The organism is Kitasatospora sp. NPDC057965, assembly GCF_042887135.1.
In the GTDB taxonomy this organism is placed as follows: Bacteria; Actinomycetota; Actinomycetes; order Streptomycetales; family Streptomycetaceae; genus Kitasatospora.
In genome coordinates this window covers 217,815-237,993 of record NZ_JBHVPZ010000007.1, presented here as the reverse complement: position 1 = coordinate 237,993, position 20,179 = coordinate 217,815, and the positions used below count along the sequence as shown (strand labels likewise).

The following is a 20,179-nucleotide window of genomic DNA, read 5'->3' as shown; positions in this document are numbered from 1 at the left end:
GGGCTGCGGGGGAGCGCGGTGCGGTGCGGTCGGTGCTGTTTGTCCGTCGGGCGTCAGTGTGTGGAGAAGACCGCCTCACGGGCGGCCGTCAGCGCGCGTTCCAGCGCGCCGAGCAGGACGGGCGAGCCGGTCAGCGCGCTGCCGCGGACCTCGGGCCGGGCGGCCGCGATCCGGGCCAGTTCCTCGGCGACCAGGGCCCGCAGCCGTTCGCCGCCCGCGTTCGGCACCCCGCCGGAGACCACCACGAGCCGGGGGTCGACGACGGCGACGATCACGGCCAGTCCGACGGCCAGCCGGGCGGCCAGTTCGGCGAGGAACGCGTCGCCCGCGCCCGGGGTGTCCAGCGCCCTGGCGACCGACTCCTCGGCGGTCGGCGCGCCGAGCCCGTGCTCCTTGGCCAGGGCCCGGACGGCGGGGGCGCCGACCAGTTCCTGGAACCCGCCGGAGTTGCGGCGGCGGACGTCCTTGACCACCGGAGCGCCGGGCACCGGCATGTAGCCGACCTCCCCGGCGCCGCCGGTGAAGCCGCGGTGCAGCCGGCCGGCGATCACGATCGCCGCGCCGATGCCCTCACCGGCCCAGAGCAGCACGAAGTCCTCGAACCCGCGGGCCGCGCCGGAGGACTGCTCGGCGACGGCGGCGAGGTTCACGTCGTTCTCGATCGTCACCGGCGCGCCGATCGCCGCGGCGAGGCCCTCGGCCAGCCGCGGGGCGTGCCAGCCGGGCAGGTGGGAGGCGTAGCGCAGCTTGCCGGTGACCGGGTCCGGCGCGCCGCCGACGCCGATCACCACGGTGTGCAGGGCGCCCTCGGCGAGGCCGGCGGCGCGCGCCGTCCCGGCGACCGCCGCGGCGACCCGGGGCACCGTCTCGGCCGCCGCCCAGCCCTTGGTGGGCACGACGTGCTCGGCGAGCGTGGTGCCGGTGATGTCGGCGACCGCGACCCGGACGTGGCTGTTGGTGACGTCCAGTCCGGCGACGTAGCCGGCGGCCGGGTTCACCTGGTACAGCTGCGCGTTGGGGCCCGGCCCGCCGGCCGTGGTGCCCACCGGCAGCACCAGCCCGGCCGCCTCCAGGCGGGCCAGCAGCTGGGAGGCGGTGGGCTTGGAGAGCCCGGTCAGGGTGCCGATCTGGGTGCGGGACAGCGGCCCGTTCTCCAGCAGGAGTTCCAGCGCGGCGCGGTCGTTGATGGCACGCAGCAAGCTGGGGGTGCCGGCGAGGGGAGACTTGGCGGTGTTCCTGGTCACGCGAAGATCCTCCCTCCCCTGGTCGGCCGACGGCTCGTGGCGAACTGTTAGGAAACTTTCCAGTCGCTCGGGACAGGACCGTACGGTCCCCGTCAGCGGGGTGTCAATGGTCCTTCCACCGGAGGATGCCGACTCGTTACCGGCCCGCAGGCGGCCCCGCACCGGCCGACCTCGAAAAGAGAACTTCATGAGAAATGAGAGAAGGCGGATTGGTGATGCGGTCTCTGGATTCATCGAGGGGCCGCATCACCAACTGGAGAGAGGCTGCCTCCTCGGCCGATGAGGCAGCCTCTCTGAAGAAGGGTCAGACCTTGCCGCAGGATCTGTCGCCCGTCGCCGCTTCGGCCGGGCCGAAGCGGCGACGGAATTCCGGCGCAGGCGAGAAGGCCGAAGGTCGGGGTGCATCCGTCCGGAGGCGGGTCCCTCGGCGGTCTCCGTGATCAAAGCACGAAGCCCCGCCGCCCGAGTTGCTCGGGCGGCGGGGCTCAAGTTCACCCGCGATGAGGTCAGGCGGCCGGGAAGTTCGGGTCGCCGTTCTTGATGGACTTCACGAACGCGGCCCACTCGTCCGGACGGAATGCGAGGGGAGGCCGGTCGAGGTGCTTGTCGTCGCCGAGCCAGACATCGCCGTTGTCGAAGTGGGCTACGCGGACGCAGGATCCGCTGTTGTCCCCGGAGTACTGCGAGATCGCCCAGAGCGCGGCCTTGGGGTCGTGGTCATACGGGTCGTGCGGAGTGGTCACGAGATCTCTTCCAGCTTCTTCTGCAACGCGGCGATGGTGTCCTGAGGTGAGAGAGCGAGTCGGTCCAGACGCTCGAACGCGCGCTCCGCCCGGCGTACTTCCCACCCTGACCCGCGGTTGAGCATACCGCCGACGGCTTCGAGAAATACGTGCCGTGATTCGGGCTCCGCGAATCGCATGAGTACCAGCCCTGAGGTCAGCACGCCCCGCCGTCCCGCCTCCAGCGGCACCATTCGCAGGGTGACGTGATCGAACTCCGCAACCTTGACCGCATGGCGGATCTGGCCGGCGAGGATGTCGAGGTCGCCCTTCAGCAGAAGGGCGACCTCGCTGAAATAGGCCGTGTGCTTCAGCGGCGGTTCGTCGGTGAGGCGTCGCTGACGCAGGGTCCGCACCTTCGTGCCGGACTCGATCTGGTCGTCACCTGGACCGTCGCTCAAGGACGGCAAGGTCGTCTGCTTCCGCCCCCTGAACCAGGCCCGGCCCGGGGCGGCGGCATAGCCCGCAGCCCCGGGGCCGGTTTGCTCGGGTCGGCCGGGCGCGCACCGTTCGGGAAGGGGCAGCGTGCGGGACCTGCTCGCACACCCGCATGCCGCCCATCTCCCGGGCGCACACCGGAAACAGCTCGCCGCCGCCATGGCCGCCGCAGGACTGGGAGTTCCTCCTTGACCTTGATCCCGGCCTCGTCCAGCGCCGCCTTGACCCGCTGGCGCAGCGCCCGTGCCACGCTCGGCTATCGGAGTTGTGGGAGTGCTCCCATCTGGCCCGACCTGCCATCGCAGCGACAGGTGGGCGACCCGGCCGACAACGGCCGGGCCGCCCTGTACCAGGGGGAGTAAAAGATTGACGCGCACCGGGCGGACCCGCGTTTCCGGGCCCGCCGTACAGGAAGGCGAGTTCGACCATCTGACAGGGCAGTTCAGGCAAGTTCAAGCAAGTTCATGGTGCGAGTGGCGACTTGCACGGCAAGATCGCTCAAGGCGATCGGCTCCGACCTGCTAGGAGGCTCACCGTGGCACTGCACAAGCTCGGACAAGATCCCGACAGCCCCGAAGGCAAGTCCCCGACGGTCTACTTCGACGACGCGACGGGCAACTACGTCCTCCAGGGCTGGAAGGTGCTCGACCCGGAACGTCTGGCGCAGATGGACATTCCCGGGCACGAGACCGTGATCGAATTCCCCAGGCGAATGATGCGGTTCTTCCCGGAGGTGAACGGTGGCAGCAGTCCCATCGCTTGAGGATCTGCTGCGGACCTGTACCCGCTCAGCTCTCCATCTGGAGATGCGCGATGGCTACATGCGGGACGACCCGCTGTTCCTCCGTTGGCTCAGCGGACAGCGCGACGACCCTGCCGACCGCTCCTCGTGGTGGAGCCCCTGGTTGCAGCTTATCGAGGAGACCACGAGCCGCGGCGTTGAGGTGCGGCGCGCGCGGGTCGTCTCGGAACCGGTAAGCGAGTACATCCGGTTCGAGCACGAGGTCACGTTCCGGAACGTCGCCTCCGGTGAGCAGGTCAGGTGGCTTCCCCGGCGGCAGGCGACCGGCCTGGCGCTCCCGGGCAACGACTTCTGGCTGATCGACGGCCAGGTTCTCCTGGTCCATCACTTCAGCGGTGACGGCGACTTCGTGGACGACGAGCTCGACACCGATCACCGGACGGTGAAGCTCTGCGCCACCGCATTCGAGGCCGTCTGGGAACGGGCGGTCCCGCACGAGGACTTCCGGCTGCGCTGATCGTGTCCGCGTCGTCCAGCGTTCAGCAAGCCAAGCAGTCCCTGGGCCAGCGTCTGCGCGATATCCGGCGAGACTCCGGACTCAGTGCGCGGGCGCTGGCCGAAGCTGCTGGGTGGCATGAATCGAAATGCTCCAAGATCCAGAGCGGCCGAGTGATGCCCTCGGAAGCGGACCTACGCGCCTGGACGGCCATCTGCGGCGTCCCGGATCAGGCGGCAGACCTCATCGCGACGGCCCGGAACATCGAGGGAATGTACGTTGAGTGGCGGCGCCTTGAGCGCGTCGGCCTCAAGCGGGCGCAGGAGTCCGTACGCCCCCTCTTCGAGCGCACGCGGCGATTCCGGATGTACCAGTCGTGGGTCATCCCCGGCCTGCTCCAGACGGCGGCCTACACGCGCGCAGTGCTGAGCACGATCGTTTCGTTGCGCAGCACTCCCGACGATGTCGACGACGCTGTTGCCGTGCGAATGGAGCGGCAGAAGGTGCTGTACACGGGAGACCATCGGTTCGCCATCCTGATCGAGGAGTGGGTGCTGCGGACCGTCATCGGCACTCCGGACATCCTGGTCGGTCAGCTCGGCCATCTCATCACCGTCGGCTCCCTCCCGTCGGTGAGTCTTGGGGTGATTCCCCTCGGTTCGGCCAGAGGCACCGGCTGGCCGGTTGAGTCCTTCACCGTCTACGACGATGCGCAGGTGAACGTCGAGCTCGTCTCCGCCCACCTCACCATCAATCAGCCGGCCGAGATCTCCGAATACGGCCAGGCATTCTCCGAGCTGGCCAGCATCGCTGTCTACGGTGCTGAGGCGAGATCGCTCATCACTGGAGCCATCAACGCACTCGGGTGAATGCGAGCAAGCTCAAGCAAGTTCGTCGACCGTGCCCCCCGTCGTTTCCTACCGTCTCCAAACGACCCGAGCTGCCGCCCGGGTGCAGGCCGCCCATGATCTCCCGGCCCGACGGAAGGGCCTTCCGCCGGGCCGGGCCGCACCGCCACCACTGCTCGTCCACTCCCGGGCGAGCAGGGCCAGCCCGATTGGAGAGGCACGTGAGCGACACCACCAACCAGTCCGGTGACCCGCAGGTCACCAACCTGACCCGCCGCTTGGACCACTCGGTCCCGGACGGCGACTTCGCCCCGGCGACGTCCGTCGAGTCCCTGACCCGCCGCCTGGACCACTGGGTCCCGGACGGCGACTTCGCCCCGGTGGAGACCGAGGTCTGACCGCAGTTCCGAACTGAAGCCGGTTGGTTGCCGGCATGGCGGGTCGGCTCCGTGATCATCCGAGCCGACCCGCCGCTCGGCGGCGCACACACCCCGATCAAGGAGAGTCCGCATTGAAGACCACCATCGCCACCCGCGTCCCCGCCGGCTCCTTCTTCGACCTCGGCCGGAAGGACCCGGATCTGATCCACCTGCGCGAGGAAGGCGCGGAAAGTGCTCTGCCGTTCGTCCTGATGGAGCGCCTCGTCAAGTCCGGTACCCCTTACGCGGAGCACGCCCGGTCCCTGCGCAGCGACAATGTGTCCGTGGCCGGGGTGAGCTTCGACTGGCTCGACTCCGAGCTTCCCGGCGAGATCGCTGACGAGATCAATCTGGCGGACTACGAGATCATCGAGCATACCGACGAGCGCCGCGAGGCGCTGACCCGGGCACTGGACCGCCTGTCGCTGGTCCACCCCGAGGGGTTCGCCCGCATGCGCGAATTCGTCCGTGGGCTCCTGTGGGTGGGCCTCAAGTCCGGCGTCCGCACCTCCTCGCTGACCAGCTCCAGCGACCCGGCGCTCCCGTACGTCATCGTGTTCTCCGAGAAGGCGCGGCACCACATCCCGCCGAACACCGTCAGCGAGCAGCCGTCCTCCCTCTTCCTGGCAGAGAACCTGCTGCACGAGGGGACGCACCAGTCGATCAGCTTCCACATCCTCCAGAACCAGGTCTTCGCCGACGGATACTCGTCCCAGACCTCGCCCAAGATCGAAATTGCGTGGCGCGCCGCGCAGGGAGTGGCCCGCAACCAGTTCTGGGAGATTGACCGGGCCTTCCACGCGACCTGCGTCTACAACCAACTGTTGCGGTTCCGCCAGACCGAACTGAACCGCGACGATCTGACGCCCAACGAGCGCGCGAGCTTGCAGTCCGCCTACGACGAGGGCCTGCCGGCCGTCCGCTACCTCATGCGCGAACTCGAACTCCTGCGTCAGCACTTCTCCCCCCACGGGGCGGAGCTACTGGCGGACCTGCGTCACCAGACCGACCAGCTGTAGCACCCACTGAGCAGAACTGAACGAGGGAAGGGTCACGTGCTCCAGCACCTCATCACACAGGACGACAACCTGCGGATGGTCCCCACCGATCGGAACGAGCTGACCAGCGCGGTCGGGCACCTCCATGAGGAACTACGGGCCCTGCCCGAGGAGACCGACCCCGGTCGTACTCGGGTCCTCGCCAGGTGGATCGGTATCGGCCAGATGTGCCTGGGCCACCACGATGAAGCGCGTATGTTCCTCCGGCAGTCGCTCGACCTGGCCGAAGCCGGCGGCAACACCCGGGCGGTCGTCGCCACCGGGCTCAACCTCGGGGACGCCCACCGCTACGCCGGTGACGTACAGACCGCGGACGCGCTTTACCGCAGCGCGTTGAACACCGCGCGAAGCCGGCACCCGGAACTCGTCGACTTCGCCCTCCAGCACACCGGCAAGCACCTGATGGAACGCGGCGACCACGCGGAGGCCCGGACTCTTCTGCAAGAGGCCCTCAGGCTGCGGATCGCCAAGGGGAACACCGAGCTGGTCGAGTCCACGCAGGACGCACTCGTCCGGGTCGAGCTGCTGCTCGGCGAGGCACCGAGTGAGTGGAGCCGTAGGTGGACCGGATGGCTCCAGGCCTGCACCACGGTCCGGGCGCCGGCCCGGTGGGCAGGGGACTTCCCTGTTCTCCGGGACGCTGTGCGCGAGCTCACTACACACCAACGTGTAAGCCCGCGCCACCTGCGTGATCAGTCATTTCCCGTCGAGCTGATCGCCGCCATGGCGGAGGAGGCCGAGAAGGCCGTAACCGCTGACGGATACCTCCACAACGGCAAGTGGAACGCGGCCGTCGGCGACGCCGCGAACCGGTTCGCCGCACAGGCCGATCTCGCCGCAGTCGTAGCACGGTCCACCGGCCTGGAGGTCGGGCAGCCGCACACCGGCGTTTACATCGGCTACGAGGAAGGGCAGTTCCTCGACTTCCACCTCGACGAGTCCGGCTTCGGTGAGGCCAACCTGATCCTCTGTCTCAAGCGTGCTCGCGTCACCGGTGCGCCCACGGTGAGCACCACGGTGTTCATCAACGCCAACGGCTATCTCGAATGCGATCTCGGCGAGGGTGACTGTGTCGTATTCGACGGCGCGCTCACGCCGCACGGCCGGACGCCGCTCGGTGCCGGAGAGAGCGTCACCCTCATCAGTTTCGGCTTCCGCGCACGTGATCGGGCTCTTCGCACGCTCACGAACCCCCCGTCGGTGCCCCGGTAGGGAGGGTGTATTCGGCCGATCCGATACGCGACAGCGCGAAGGCCCCCATCACGAAGGATCCGAAAGCCCAGCGCCTCGACCAGTTGCTCGCCAGACTGTCCGTATGGCCCATCCCACCGCGCGCGTCGCCCTCGTCTCCGGCGGAAACCGCGGCCTCGGCCTCGCCATCGCCACCCGACTTGCTGAACAGGGCATGCACGTGGTCCTCGGTGTGCGCGACCGCCTCGCCGGCCGCGAGGCGGAGGAAGCCCTCGGCCGCAAGGGGTTGTTCGTGGACTCCCACCAACTGGACGTCACCGACCCGGCCAGCGTCGCCCGTGCCGTCGCTGACGCGGCAGCCTCGCTCGGCCGCCTCGACGTGCTGATCAACAACGCCGCCGTCGCTGTCGATCGCGGCCAGGTAGCCTCCGCGCCCGACTTCGAGCGAATCCGGGCGACCCTGGACACCAATCTCCTCGGGGCCTGGCGCCTTGCTGCCGCCGCCGTGCCCGAGATGCGCAAGAACGGCTACGGCCGCATCGTCAACATCACCAGCCATCTCGGCTCCCAGAGCAACATGGGGACCGGCAACGTCTCCTACCGCGTCGCCAAGGCCGGGCTCAACGCGCTCACCCAGATCCTCGCCGCAGAACTCGTCGGCACCGGCATCCTCGTAAACGCTGTCTCCCCGGGCAGGACGAACACCCGCATGGCCTACGGCGAGACCGACCGCACCCCCGAGGAAGCCGCAGACACACCAGTCTGGCTCGCCACCCTCCCTGACGGAGGTTCCACAGGCGGCCTCTTCTACGAGCGCAAGCCTCTCGATTGGTGAGCTGTACCCGGCTCGACTGTCAGCTGAGTCGGAGGGGCGGTCACGGCACGGACAGACCTCACCAGGTCCGCTGCGGAGTGGCCAGGCAGGTCCGCCCGGTGGAGTGCGAGCAACAGCGGCTGCGCCACCAACCGAGCGCTCGGCCGGGAACGCCCGGCCGAGCGCCGCACAGGTCAGGGGGTCTTGGTGGCGTCGTCGGGCGGGCGGACCGGGGACGGTATCGGGGTGGCCGCCTTGTAGCCCGCCGAGGAGGGGTCGGACAGCGCGGACGGCGGGGCCGGGTCGGTGCCCGGGACGGCGGCGGTGGCCAGCACGGTCGCCGCGGCGGTGGTCCCGGTGCCGGCACCCACGGCGGCGGCGAGCGGGACCTCCTCCTTGACCTTGATGCCGGCCTCGTCGAGCACCCGCTTGACCCGCTGGCGCAGCGCCCGCGCCACGCTCAGCGACTTGCCGGGGGCGGTCCGGGCCTCGATCCGCAGCACCACCGAGTCCGCCGCGACCGACTCCACGCCGAGGATCTTGAACGGCGCCCAGACCAGCTCGTCGTACGGCGCCTCCTTGGCCATCGCCTCGGCGGTCTCCGTGATCAGCGCCTCGACCCGCTCCAGGTCCTCCTTGTAGCCGACCTGGACGTCCACCGAGGCCGTCGACCAGCCCTGGCTCATGTTGGCGATCCGCTTCACCTCGCCGTTGCGGATGTACCAGATCTCGCCGCCCGCGCCGCGCAGCTTGGTCACCCGCAGGCCGACCTCCAGCACCGTGCCGGTGGCCACCCCGGTGTCGATCTCGTCGCCGACGCCGTACTGGTCCTCCATGATCATGAAGACCCCGGAGAGGAAGTCGGTGACCAGGTTGCGGGCGCCGAAACCGATCGCCACACCGGCCACACCGGCGCTCGCCAGCAGCGGCGCCAGGTTCATCCCGAGCGCCGACAGCACCATCAGCGCCGCCGTGCCCAGGATGGTGAACGAGGCGACGCTGCGCAGCACCGAGCCGATCGCCTCCGCGCGCTGCCGGCGCCGCTCGGGGTTGACCACCCCGGTGTTGGCCAGCAGTCCGCCGAGGCGGCTCGGCTCCTCCTCGCCCTCGTCCGGGAGCATCCGCGTGATCAGCTGGGTGATCACCTTGCGCACCATCGCCCGCAGCACCAGTGCCAGCACGATGATGAAGACGATCCGGATCCCGCTCGCGAGCCAGTCCTGCCAGTGCTCGTCGAACCAGCCGGCGGCCTGCCGGGTGGTGTCGGAGACCTCCTGCGCGCTCGTCGGGATTCTCAGGTCGAGCGGCGACTGCGGGGCCGTGGGAGTCGGGGACGGGACGGGCGTCGAGGCCGGCGTCGTGGCGGACGCGTCGGCGAGGAGGCCGGCGGCACCGGACCGGAACACGTGCGGGACCTTCCTGCTGGGGTCGTGGCACGGCCCGCCGACACCGGGCACACCCGGGTGGCACGCCCCCTGGCCTGCGGGACCGTCCGCACTACCCTAGCCGCCGCCCGGCCCGCACCTTGACACGCCGATCGGCTGTCCGAAGGGCGTGCGGATCCGCGTGAACGCCCCGTCCGAGCGCCCGCGCGCCGTTTTCCGCACTGCTCCGACCGGCCCAGCGCCACCCCGCCGGGGCACCGGCGTGCAACCCGCTCCGCCCCCGGGCATACCGGGTATGACAGATGCCACACCCGGAGTTCACGTCAGGTCCGTTACACAGGAGTGGTGGCGCCGTACGAAGGCGTAAGGCGACACTGGGGGAGATCACGCACCCGTTGCGCGATCCAACCGCTCGTCCCGGCGCGAGCCACGCGCCGCAGGCGTCCAAGGAGGCATCCGTGCCGCATGTCCTGGTCCTCAACGCGTCGTACGAGCCACTCGGCGTCGTATCGATGCGCCGCGCGCTCATCCTCGTCCTCAACCACAAGGCGGTCAGCCTGGAGGACTCGGGTGTCACTCTGCACAGCGCAACCAGCGCCCTTCCGGCGCCGTCCGTCGTCCGTCTGACCCGCTTCGTTCGGGTCCCGTTCTGCGGGCCCGTCCCGCTCACCCGGCGGGCGCTGTTCGCCCGCGACCACGGCCGATGCGTCTACTGCGGGGCCGCCGCCACCAGCGTCGACCACGTCATCCCGCGCAGCCGGGGAGGCCAGCACCGGTGGGACAACGTGGTGGCGGCCTGCCGCCGCTGCAACCACACCAAGGCCGACCGCCACCTCACCGAACTCGGCTGGCGGATGAAGCGGCCGCCGGCCCCGCCCACCGGACTGGCCTGGCGGATCATCGGCACCGGCATCAAGGACCCGCGCTGGCGGCCCTACCTGGAGCCGTACGGCGGCGGGGACCAGCTGCGCGCCCCGCAGTGGGGCGAGTACGAACACCACGACCATACCGACGCCGTCCACCCCGTGCCGCTCGGCCGCGCACACGCCGGCCACCCCGCACCCGTCCGCCGCGGCGAGCAGCCCGAACCGCTCTCCGCCTGACCTCCGCACCACAAGGGCTTGCCCGTCAAACCATCGGTACGCCTCATGGGCCGCCGCGCACCCCCCAGCCGGGGAGCGCGGCGGCCCGCCGTTCAGGGCGTGTTACGGCTGCTTGGACGGGGTGCCGCTCGGGCCGGGCGTCGGGAAGGACGGGGTGCCGCTCGGGGTGGCGGAGGGCGTCGGCACGGCCGGCGGGGCGGTCGGCGCCGGGCCGCCGGCCTGGCCGCCCGACTGCTGGCCGCCGCCCGGCGTCCCGGTCGGCGGCGTCACCGGGACCGTCGGCAACGGCACGACCGGCAGGGGCACGGACGGCGCCGCCGTCCCGCCCGCGCCGGCGACGGCGTACAGCTCGATGCCCCACAGCGAGTAGCCGTACTTGGTGCCCCGGGCCACGCCCTGCATCCGCAGGAACTTGGCGCCCGGCGCGTCGAACCGCACCGTCTCGTTGCCGCCCGCACCGTTGTCCACCGTCGCGACCGTGGTCCAGGACCGGCCGTCCGACGAGGCCTGGAGCTTGTACGACGCGGCGTACGCGGTCTGCCAGTGCAGCACCGCCGAGCCCAGGTGGGTGGCCTGCGGCAGCTCCAGCTGCACCCAGGCGTCGTCGGCGGGCGGCGAGGACCAGCGGCTCTTCGGGTCCTGGTCGGCCACCGCCGCGGCCGGGAAGCCCGCCGTCTCGTCGGCCGACGAGGTGGCCTGCGCGGTGATCGCCAGGTCCGGCCCGCCGGTCGGCGGCACCACGTGCACCTGGAGCACCTGGCGGACGGTGGTCTGCCCGGCCACGAACACCACCGGCACCTGGTACGTCCCCGTCGGCGTCTCCGGCCCGGCGGTGACCATCAGCGGCACGCCGACCTTCCCGCCCCGCGGCACGCTCACCCCGGTGACCGGTGCCACGGTCAGCCCCTTGGCGACCGCCGGCACCTCGGTGCGCAGCTCCCCGGTGACACCCTCCGGCCGCCCGGCCTCGACGACCGCCCGCGCCTGCACCGGCTCGGCCTCCCCGGTCACCGCGTCCACCGAGGCGTCGGCCAGGCTCAGCCGGGCCGCCGGGGCGTCCGCGTACCAGGGGATCACCTGGTTGACCACGGGCGGCTCCCCGCCGGGCTTCCAGGCCAGCCGGAACGCGTCGGCGGGCAGACCGCCGGCCGACAGCTCGTTCCAGCCCGGCTGCACCGTGCCGATCTCCGTCCAGGAGCCGTCCGGGTGGCGCACCGAGACGGTGGCCGAGGCCCGGACGCCGGGATCGGTGAGGATGGTGAGCCGGTCCAGCGGCCGGGCGGCGCCCAGTTCGACGGTGAGCGGCTCGTCCAGCGCGGTCGGCGCGGCGGCCGCCCGGTAGGCGGTGTCCGGGTTGCCGTCCAGCACCGCGGCGGCCGACGAGCCGGGCAGCGCGGCCGGACCGCCGCTGACACTGGCCGGCAGCTCGTCCGGTGCGGTCACCGAGAACTCGCGGACCGCGACCGCGGTCTTCTGCGCGGCGGTGGCCCGCAGCCGGACCGCCCGGACGACCGTCCCGGCCGGCAGCTGCGCCGAGACCGACTTCTGGTTCTTCACCGAGGCCAGCTTCTTCCAGCCGCCCTCGCCGGTGGAGTACTCCAGCACGCCGTCGCGGATGTAGTCGTCGAGCGCGCTCGGGCCGTCCGGACCACTTCCCCAGGAGCCCATCAGCACGGTCACGCTGCCCACCGGGCGCCCGCCGCCGAGGTCCAGGCCCACCGAGTCGCCCGCCTGCGGCGGCGCCGAACTCCAGTAGAAGGTGTCCGCGAGGCCGTCGGCCATCAGCGCCGGCAGATGGTCGCTCGCGCTGCCCAGCGTGGTGGTCGCGGTGATGCCGCCGCCCTGCACACCGGCCCAGGTGTCGGCGGCGCGCAGCGCGCGCTCCAGGAACGGGCCGAGCACGCCCGCGCCGACCGTCGCCGGGCTCTGGCCCAGCTGCTCGCGCAGCTTGGTCAGCTCCACCCGGGCCTTCCAGGCGGCCCCGCCGTCCCCGCCGCGCTGCGCCAGCAGCATGTCCAGAGCGGCGTTCCCGCCGAGGCCGTAGTCGCGCAGCGGCGCCAGCCAGGACGCGGCCTCGGTGGCCAGCTGGGCGGTCGCCGGGGCGGCGGCCAGGGTCTGCTGGGCACCCGCCATCGCGGTGAACGCCTCCCGCAGCGGGACGGCCGCCTCGATCAGCTTGGCGAGGTCGGGCGCGGTGCCCGAGGTCGGCTCGGCGGTGGCCCAGAACCGGTCCAGCAGCGGCAGCAGGTAGCCGGACTCCTGCTTGGCCAGCGGCGAGGAGACGCTGTTCCCGGCCAGCGCGGTGACCGCCGGCAGCGTCTCCCCGGTGGGCGTCGCCGTCGCGCCGGTCGGGCCGGCCAGCGACCGCAGCGCCGCCCGCCAGGAGTCCTCCGGCTTGTAGGCGACCGGGTTCCAGGCGAAGTCCCCGGCCGTGGCGAGCGCGATCCGGGAAGCGACCGGCTGCTGCATCGCGCCGGTCAGCATGACGGCCGAGCGGGTGGCCACCTCGGAGTCGCGGCCGGTGTAGGCACCGAGGAAGAGCCGGTCCGGGGTGGCGTCGTTGACCGGGTAGTTGTCCATCGTGACCAGCGGGTGCCGGTACAGCTCCGCGGTGTCGCCGACCTGCGTGCCGGTGATCCGCTCCGGGATCACCCCGACCCCGCTCCAGGCCACCTGGACGGCCGTCGGCAGCGCGTCGGCCAGCGCCGTGCGGTACGGGGTGGCGCCCTGCTGGTGGTACTCGGTGGGGACCACCGACAGCGGCGCCAGGCCCGGGTTCGCGGTGATCAGCCGGTCCTGCACCTTGGCGACCAGCTCGGCCTGCGCCTTGGCGGCGGCGGCCGGGCCGGTGCCGTACCTGGCCCGGTCGTCGGAGCAGTGCCACTCGTCGTAGGAGACGTCCAGGAACTGCAGCTGGAACGCGGTGAAGCCGAGCCCGCGCAGCCCGTCCAGCTTGGCGACCAGCGCGTCCGCGTCCTTGCCGGAGCTGTAGCAGAAGGACTGCCCCGGGTCGATCGCGTAGCCGAGCGCGACGTGGTTGCGCGTGGCGCGGTCCGCCAGCGCGCGCAGGTCGTCGGCCTTCGCGCGTGGGTAGGCGTCCCGCCAGCGGGAGGTGCGGTACGGGTCGTCGCCCGGGGCGTAGAGGTAGAGGTTCTGCTTGGAGCGGCCGAGGAAGTCCAGCTGGTCCAACCGCTGCTGCTGGGTCCACGGGGTGCCGTAGAACGCCTCGGCGGTGCCGCGCACCGGGGAGCCCGAGGGCCAGTCGCGCAGCGTGATCCCGGGCAGGCCGAGACCGGCGGCGCCCGGCGCCTGGCCCTGCTCGGCCGGGACGGCGGCCAGCAGTTGGCGCAGCGACTGCGCCGCGTAGAAGGTGCCGGTCGCGTCGGCGCCGGCCAGGACGACCGCGCCGTAGCTGCCGCCGGACGCCACCGGCAGCTGACCGGCCGCCAGTACGTAGCCGCCGGACGGCATTCCGGCCGTGCTCGGCGCCGTGCCCTCCTTGCCGCCGGCCGCCGCCGTGAGCTCGCGCAGGATCCGGTCGGTCTCGCCGCCCGCGCCCTCACCGGCGCCGCCGACGTACACCACCAGCGAGCCGGCGACCGGCGCCGCGGGCGGCGGCAGCGGGGTCACGGCGGCCGCCCCGGCGACGCCCAGCACCTCGTGCACCGCGGCGACCGCGCCGCGGTCCGCCCGGGGCGCGGCGACCAGGATGACGGAGCCCGGCACGGTGACCGGCTTGCCGGCCACCCGCTGCTCCTGCGGGCGGGGGAAGACCTGGGGGTCGCTCACGCTGCCGAGCGGGGTCTGCGGGGCGCTGCTCACCACGTCCGGCCCGGGGGCGAACCCGGGAGCCTGCGCGTACGCGGCCGGTCCGCTCACCAGCAGGCCGCCGACCACGGCCGCCGCCGACAGGGTGGCCGCCACCTGGAGGGTGCGCCGGCTCGGCGCCCCGGGACGGGCGGCCAGCTCGCGCTCGACCCGCACGGAGCGGAGCAGCGGTTCGGTGCCCTTGAGGTCCGCGATCAGCCGGTCCGCCGTCCTGGGCGCGAGTTGACGGCACGTCCGCGCGGTGGCCCGCCGTGCCGCGAGGGCGGCGGGGTGCTGGAGCACCTCGCGCAGCGACGGGCTCTGCTCCAGTTGCTGACGGAGCCGCCGCCCGGCCACCTCGGACACTCGGGCTTGCACAGGAGCCTCCTCGCCAGGCCGGAACCACATCGCGCCAAAGCCCACCAGCTACGTTTCCCGGTGTCAACGCCGTCGACGGGTATGCCGATTTTGTCCGATTTACGCCGGACTTAAGACCCCTTTAAAGAGGACTCTCCGCCCTCCCGGGCCGCTCCCCTCCGCCGTGTCCCACCCCTTCGGCCGCGTGTGTCCACCGGGTCACCGGGCCGTCACCCGGGTAGGACTGTGGCTGTCCTGACTGGGCGTTGCCGAGACATCGCAGGAGCCGCGAGTGGCCGCTTATCTCGACCGTGACGGAGCCGACGGCCTGGACGTGCCGGCGCAGGACGCGCCGCCGCCCCCGCCCGAACTGGTGGCCCTGGCGCGGGCCCACGGGGTGGACACCCGCTGCGGCCCCGGCGGCGTGCCGGCCGGCGCCCGCACCCTGGTCGCCGTGCTCGCCGCGCTCGGTGTGGACGCCGCCGCCCCCGAGGCCGCCCGCGCGGCGCTCGCCCGGCACCGGGCCGAGCAGCGCGCCCGGCTGCTGCCCCCCACCGTGGTGGCCCGGGCCGGCCGCCGCACCGCGCTCGACCTGCCCGCCGACACCCGGCTCGCCGTCGCCCTGGAGCAGGGCGGCCGCTGGGAGCTGCCGCGCGGCCACGCCCACTGGCTGCCCGCCGACCTCCCGCCCGGCCGGCACACCCTGCACGCCGACCTCCCCGGCCGCCCCGCCGCCACCGCCCACCTGATCGTCGCCCCCGAGCGCCTGCCCGCCCTCCCCGGCCGGAGCTGGGGCTTCCTCGCCCAGCTCTACTCCGTCCTCTCCGACCGCTCCTGGGGCATGGGCGACCTCGCCGACCTCGCCGACCTCGCCACCTGGGCGGGCTCGCTGGGCGCCGGCTTCCTCCAGATCAACCCGCTGCACGCCGCCCTGCCCGCCGTCCCCTCCGACCCGTCCCCGTACCGCCCCTCCTCCCGCCGCTTCGCCGACCCGGTCCACCTGCGGGTCGAGGAGGTCCCCGAGTACGCCTACCTGACCGGCGCCGCGCGCGAGGAGGCGGACGAGCTGCTGGCCCGCGCCGCCCGGCTGCGCTCCGAGGTGCTGGAGCACGACGGCCTGATCGACCGCGACGAGGTGTGGGCCCTCAAGCGCCGCGCCCTGGAGCTGCTGCACGCCGAGTACCGGCGCCACGCGGCCCGGCACGGCGCCGTCCGAACCGCCGCGTTCGACGCCTACCGGGAGCGCGAGGGCGAGTGGCTGGAGCGGTACGCGGTCTGGAACGCGCTGGCCGAACGGCACGGCGCCGACCACCACCACTGGCCGAAGGGCCTGCGCCACCCCGGCTCCCCGCACGTGCGGCAGCAGGCCGCCGAGCTCGCCGACCGGGTCGACCTGCACCGCTGGCTGGCCTGGCAGACCGACCGCCAGCTCGACCGGGCCCAGCGGGCCGCCCGCACCGCCGGGATGCCGCTCGGCCTGGTGCACGACCTCGCGGTCGGCGTCCACCCGGACGGCGCCGACGCCTGGGCGCTGCAGGACGCCCTGGCCACCGGCATCTCGGTCGGCGCGCCCCCGGACGCCTTCAACGCGCACGGCCAGGACTGGGGCCTGCCGCCCTGGCGCCCGGACGCGCTGGCCGCCGCCGGCTACGCGCCGTTCGCCGAGCTGATCCGCTCGGCCGCCCGGCACGCCGGCGCGCTGCGGATCGACCACGTGATGGGCCTCTTCCGGCTCTGGTGGGTGCCGGCCGGGCACGCCCCGACCGAGGGCGTGTACGTCCGCTACGACGCCGAGGCGATGCTCGCCGTGCTCGCCCTGGAGGCGCACCGGGCCGGCGCCGCGGTGATCGGCGAGGACCTCGGCACCGTGGAGCCCGGCGTCCGCGAGGAGCTGGCGGAACGCGGCGTGCTCGGCACCTCGGTGCTCTGGTTCGAGCGGGACTGGCAGGCCGGGGGCGGGATCCTGCCGCCCCCGCGGTGGCGCGCGGGCAGCCTCGCCACCCTGACCACCCACGACCTGCCGTCCACCGCCGCCCGGCTCTCCGGCGAGCACGTGGAGCTGCGCCACCGGCTGGGCCTGCTGGCCCGCCCGCTGGGCGAGGAGCAGGCGCAGGCCGCCGCCGAGCTGGCCGACTGGCGGGCCGAGCTGGTCCGGCTGGGCCTGCTGGGCGCGGAGGAGCCGCTGTCGGCCCTCGCGCTGCACCGCTTCCTGGCCGCCACCCCGGCCGGACTGGTCGGCGTCTGGCTGCCGGACGTGGTCGGGGACCCGCGCCCGCAGAACCTCCCGGGCACCTGGGACCAGTACCCGAACTGGCGCCTGCCGGTCGCCGACGGCTCCGGGACGCCGGTCACCCTGGACGCCCTGGCCGCGGCCCCGGACGTCCGCGTCCTCGCGGATCTGCTGCGCCCGCTGGGCGCCGGGCGGGGAATCGTCGGACATGCCCCAAAGGCCGACCCCGCCGAGCGGCCCGGCGTAAGTGACGGGTAAGTTGGCATCGTGGACAAGAGGAACGCTTTGCGAGCCGGCGCGGTCACCGCAACGGTCACGCTGATGATGCTGCTGTCGTCGCCCGCCATGGCCCTCACCCGGGACGACGGCGACGACCCGGGTAGCGGCCTGAGCGTCGCCCAGACCCTCGGCCTTTACGTGCTGATCCCGATCGCGGCCTTCGTGATCATCGGCGGCCTGGCCGCGCTGCCGTTCGGCGACAAGGACAAGAAGAAGTAGCCGGGCGGCTCCTTCCTCCACCCACGAGCGCACAGACCCCGAGGGGGCGCCGGACCAGGTCCGGCGCCCCCTCGCTCGTTCCCTCCCCCCTCCGCACGGGGACGCGCGGAGGGGGGAGGGAACGGCCGGATCAGCGCTCCGCGGCGGCCCGGTCGGCGTCCTGCGCCTTCAGCGCCCGCTCCACGCCGGCCCGCGCCTCGACGACCTGGCGCCGCAGCGCCGGCGCCGGCTCGGCCGAGGCCAGCCACGCGTCGGTGGCGTCCAGCGTGGCCTGCTCGACCAGCAGCGCCGGGTACAGCCCGACGATGATCTGCTGCGAGATCTCGTGGCTGCGGCTCTCCCAGACGCCCTTCACCGCGGCGAAGTACTTCTCCGCGTACGGCGCGAGCAGGGCGCGCTGGTCGGCCTGCTGGAAGCCGCCGATCACCGCCGCCTGCACGTAGTTGGTCAGCTCGTCCGACTCCACCACGCTCCTCCAGGCCGCGGCCTTGGCCTCGATGGTCGGGCGGGCGGCGCGGCAGCTGGCCGCGTGCTCCTGGCCGGCCGCGGTGTTGTCGCGCTCCAGCTCGGCCGAGATCTCGGCCTCGTCGGCCCGGCCGGTCGCGGCGAGCCGGCCCAGCAGGGTCCAGCGCAGCTCGGTGTCCACGGCCAGGCCGGGGATCTGCGCGGTGCCGTCCAGCAGACCGGCGAGCAGGTCGAGCTGACCCTCGGTCCGGGCGACGCCGGCCAGCGCGCGGGCCCAGGCCAGCTGGTGGTCGCTGCCCGGCTCGGCGGCGCGCAGCGCCTCCTCGGCGGCCTCGGCCCAGCGGGCCAGGCCCACCTCGCGCCAGGCCGGGTCGGCGTAGGCGTCCAGCGCCAGCTTGACCTGGCGGTGCACCGACTGGACGACGCCGATGTCGCTCTCGCGCGGCAGGCCGGAGAGGGCGAGGGTCAGGTAGTCGCGGGCGGCCAGCTCACCGTCGCGGGTCATGTCCCAGGCGGAGGCCCAGCACAGCGCGCGCGGCAGCGCGTCGGTGAAGCCGCCGAGGTGCTCGGTGACCACGGCCAGCGAGTCCTCGTCCAGCCGGACCTTGGCGTAGGACAGGTCGTCGTCGTTCAGCAGGACCACGGCCGGGCGGTGCCGGCCGACCAGCTGCGGCACCTCGGTGCGCGGGCCGTCGACGTCCAGCTCGATCCGGTCGGTGCGCACCAGCGCGCCGTCGGTCAGCTCGTAGAGGCCGATGGCGATCCGGTGCGGGCGCAGCACGGCCTCGCCCTTGGCGCCGGCGGGGAGCGCCGGGGCCTCCTGGAGCACGGCGAAGGACTCGATCTCGCCGTCGGTGTTCAGGGTCAGCGCGGGGCGCAGCACGTTGATGCCGGCGGTCTCCAGCCAGGCGGCGGACCAGGCCTTGAGGTCGCGTCCACTGGCCTCCTCCAGCGCGCCGAGCAGGTCGCCGAGCCGGGTGTTGCCCCAGGCGTGCCGCTTGAAGTAGGCGCGCACGCCCTCGAAGAAGGCGTCCTGGCCGACGTAGGCCACCAGCTGCTTGAGCACCGAGGCGCCCTTGGCGTAGGTGATGCCGTCGAAGTTGACCTGGACGTCCTCCAGGTCGTTGATCTCCGCCATGATCGGGTGGGTGGACGGCAGCTGGTCCTGCCGGTACGCCCAGGTCTTCATCTGGTTGGCGAAGGTGGTCCAGGAGTTGGGCCAGCGCGAGGCGGGCGACTCGGCCTGGCAGACCGCCTCGGCGTAGGTCGCGAACGACTCGTTCAGCCAGAGGTCGTTCCACCACTCCATGGTGACGAGGTTGCCGAACCACATGTGGGCCAGCTCGTGCAGGATCGTCGCGGCGCGGGCCTCGTACGCGGCGTCGGTCACCTTGGACCGGAACACGTACTGGTCGCGCAGGGTGACGGCGCCCGCGTTCTCCATCGCGCCGGCGTTGAACTCCGGCACGAACAGCTGGTCGTACTTGGGGAACGGGTAGGGGAAGTCGAACTTCTCCTGGAAGTAGTCGAAGCCCTGCTTGGTGACCTCGAAGATCGCCTCGGCGTCCAGGAACTCGCGCAGCGAGGGCCGGCAGTAGATGCCCAGCGGCACCTTCTGCTCGCCGTTCTCGTAGGCGTCGAAGACCCCGACGTAGGGGCCCGCGATGAGCGCGGTGATGTAGGAGGAGATGCGGCCGGTCGGGGCGAAGCGCCAGACCCGCGCGTCCCCCTCGCCCTCCGGCTCGGGGGTGGGCGAGTTGGAGATCACGCTCCAGCCGGCGGGCGCGGTCACCGTGAAGGTGAACGCGGCCTTCAGGTCGGGCTGCTCGAAGTTGGCGAAGACCCGGCGGGCGTCCGGCACCTCGAACTGGGTGTACAGGTAGGTCTCGCCGTCGACCGGGTCGACGAACCGGTGCAGGCCCTCGCCGGTGTTGGTGTAGGCGCAGTTCGCGACGACGCGCAGCTCGTTCTCGGCGGCGAGGCCCGGCAGCGCGATCCGGCTGTCGGCGAAGCCGGCGGTGTCGAGGCGCTCGCCGTTGAGGACGATCTCCTCGACGCTCGGGGCGACCAGGTCGATGAAAGTGGCCGCGCCCGGGGTGGTGGCGGTGAACCGGACCACGGTGGTGGACCGGAACGTGCCCCCCTCTCGGGCCGAGCTCAGGTCGAGCTCGATGTCGTACGCGTCCACGTGCAGGAGGTCGGCCCGGGTGCGGGCCTCCTCGCGGGTCAGGTTGGTGCCGGGCACTCGCAGGACTCCTTCGTCAGGCTGATGTCTGGCATCCTGCCATGCCGGTCCGCCCGG

General features: G+C 72.6%; 16 protein-coding genes. 10 read left to right on the top strand and 6 right to left on the bottom strand.

Annotation, left to right across the window (positions count from 1 at the left end; translation table 11 throughout):
* Window positions 1-53: 53 nt before the first annotated feature.
* From ACFVVU_RS11710 to ACFVVU_RS11700, 3 genes are all read right to left on the bottom strand, one after another.
* On the bottom strand, window positions 54-1,244 hold the full coding sequence (locus ACFVVU_RS11710; RefSeq protein WP_380684945.1) for an ROK family protein: 1,191 nt from the start codon (window positions 1,242-1,244) through the stop codon (window positions 54-56).
* Between the two features lie 506 nt (window positions 1,245-1,750).
* Entirely contained in the window at window positions 1,751-1,987 is a 237-nt protein-coding gene (locus ACFVVU_RS11705) for a DUF397 domain-containing protein (protein ID WP_387789463.1), read from the bottom strand.
* Window positions 1,984-2,427: a Scr1 family TA system antitoxin-like transcriptional regulator gene (locus ACFVVU_RS11700; RefSeq protein WP_387789461.1), complete on the bottom strand. Its 444-nt coding sequence runs from the start codon at window positions 2,425-2,427 to the stop codon at window positions 1,984-1,986. Before ACFVVU_RS11700 ends, ACFVVU_RS11705 begins: the two co-directional genes overlap by 4 nt.
* 572 nt (window positions 2,428-2,999) lie before the next feature.
* Here ACFVVU_RS11700 and ACFVVU_RS11695 point away from each other — a divergent pair.
* The 7 genes from ACFVVU_RS11695 (at window position 3,000) to ACFVVU_RS11665 (ending at window position 8,053) form a co-directional block, all read left to right on the top strand.
* Window positions 3,000-3,227, top strand: a complete 228-nt coding sequence (locus ACFVVU_RS11695) for a hypothetical protein (RefSeq protein WP_387789460.1) — start codon at window positions 3,000-3,002, stop codon at window positions 3,225-3,227.
* Complete coding sequence (locus ACFVVU_RS11690) at window positions 3,205-3,723, top strand: DUF6879 family protein (RefSeq protein ID WP_387789458.1); 519 nt, start codon at window positions 3,205-3,207, stop codon at window positions 3,721-3,723. Before ACFVVU_RS11695 ends, ACFVVU_RS11690 begins: the two co-directional genes overlap by 23 nt.
* On the top strand, window positions 3,720-4,571 hold the full coding sequence (locus ACFVVU_RS11685; protein WP_387789584.1) for a helix-turn-helix domain-containing protein: 852 nt from the start codon (window positions 3,720-3,722) through the stop codon (window positions 4,569-4,571). The genes ACFVVU_RS11690 and ACFVVU_RS11685 overlap by 4 nt, the downstream gene beginning before the upstream one ends.
* Before the next feature lie 200 nt (window positions 4,572-4,771).
* A complete protein-coding gene (locus ACFVVU_RS11680) occupies window positions 4,772-4,948 on the top strand; it encodes a hypothetical protein (protein WP_355368374.1) in 177 nt (58 codons plus the stop codon).
* A gap of 113 nt (window positions 4,949-5,061) precedes the next feature.
* Window positions 5,062-5,988 carry a hypothetical protein gene (locus ACFVVU_RS11675; protein ID WP_387789457.1) on the top strand — a complete coding sequence of 309 codons (927 nt, stop codon included), beginning with the start codon at window positions 5,062-5,064 and terminating at the stop codon, window positions 5,986-5,988.
* 36 nt (window positions 5,989-6,024) lie between these two features.
* Window positions 6,025-7,239 carry a tetratricopeptide repeat protein gene (locus ACFVVU_RS11670; RefSeq protein WP_387789455.1) on the top strand — a complete coding sequence of 405 codons (1,215 nt, stop codon included), beginning with the start codon at window positions 6,025-6,027 and terminating at the stop codon, window positions 7,237-7,239.
* Window positions 7,240-7,342: 103 nt separating this feature from the next.
* Complete coding sequence (locus tag ACFVVU_RS11665; RefSeq protein WP_387789454.1) at window positions 7,343-8,053, top strand: SDR family NAD(P)-dependent oxidoreductase; 711 nt, start codon at window positions 7,343-7,345, stop codon at window positions 8,051-8,053.
* Between the two features lie 173 nt (window positions 8,054-8,226).
* On the opposite strand, the gene ACFVVU_RS11660 is transcribed toward ACFVVU_RS11665, so the two are convergent.
* Window positions 8,227-9,438, bottom strand: a complete 1,212-nt coding sequence (locus ACFVVU_RS11660; RefSeq protein ID WP_387789452.1) for a mechanosensitive ion channel family protein — start codon at window positions 9,436-9,438, stop codon at window positions 8,227-8,229.
* Window positions 9,439-9,875: 437 nt separating this feature from the next.
* Between ACFVVU_RS11660 and ACFVVU_RS11655 the strand changes: the two genes are divergently transcribed.
* Window positions 9,876-10,520, top strand: a complete 645-nt coding sequence (locus ACFVVU_RS11655; protein ID WP_355368362.1) for an HNH endonuclease — start codon at window positions 9,876-9,878, stop codon at window positions 10,518-10,520.
* A gap of 102 nt (window positions 10,521-10,622) precedes the next feature.
* Here ACFVVU_RS11655 and ACFVVU_RS11650 read toward each other — a convergent pair whose 3' ends face one another.
* Window positions 10,623-14,705, bottom strand: a complete 4,083-nt coding sequence (locus ACFVVU_RS11650) for a beta-N-acetylglucosaminidase domain-containing protein (protein ID WP_387789450.1) — start codon at window positions 14,703-14,705, stop codon at window positions 10,623-10,625.
* A 313-nt stretch (window positions 14,706-15,018) separates the two neighbouring features.
* On the opposite strand from ACFVVU_RS11650, the gene malQ reads away from it, so the two are divergent.
* Both malQ and ACFVVU_RS11640 read left to right on the top strand, forming a co-directional pair.
* Window positions 15,019-17,172 carry a 4-alpha-glucanotransferase gene (gene malQ, locus ACFVVU_RS11645; RefSeq protein WP_387789583.1) on the top strand — a complete coding sequence of 718 codons (2,154 nt, stop codon included), beginning with the start codon at window positions 15,019-15,021 and terminating at the stop codon, window positions 17,170-17,172.
* A gap of 9 nt (window positions 17,173-17,181) precedes the next feature.
* Window positions 17,182-17,412, top strand: a complete 231-nt coding sequence (locus ACFVVU_RS11640) for a hypothetical protein (protein WP_355368356.1) — start codon at window positions 17,182-17,184, stop codon at window positions 17,410-17,412.
* Window positions 17,413-17,542: 130 nt separating this feature from the next.
* Here ACFVVU_RS11640 and pepN read toward each other — a convergent pair whose 3' ends face one another.
* Window positions 17,543-20,122: an aminopeptidase N gene (pepN, locus tag ACFVVU_RS11635; RefSeq protein WP_380689869.1), complete on the bottom strand. Its 2,580-nt coding sequence runs from the start codon at window positions 20,120-20,122 to the stop codon at window positions 17,543-17,545.
* Window positions 20,123-20,179 lie beyond the last annotated feature (57 nt).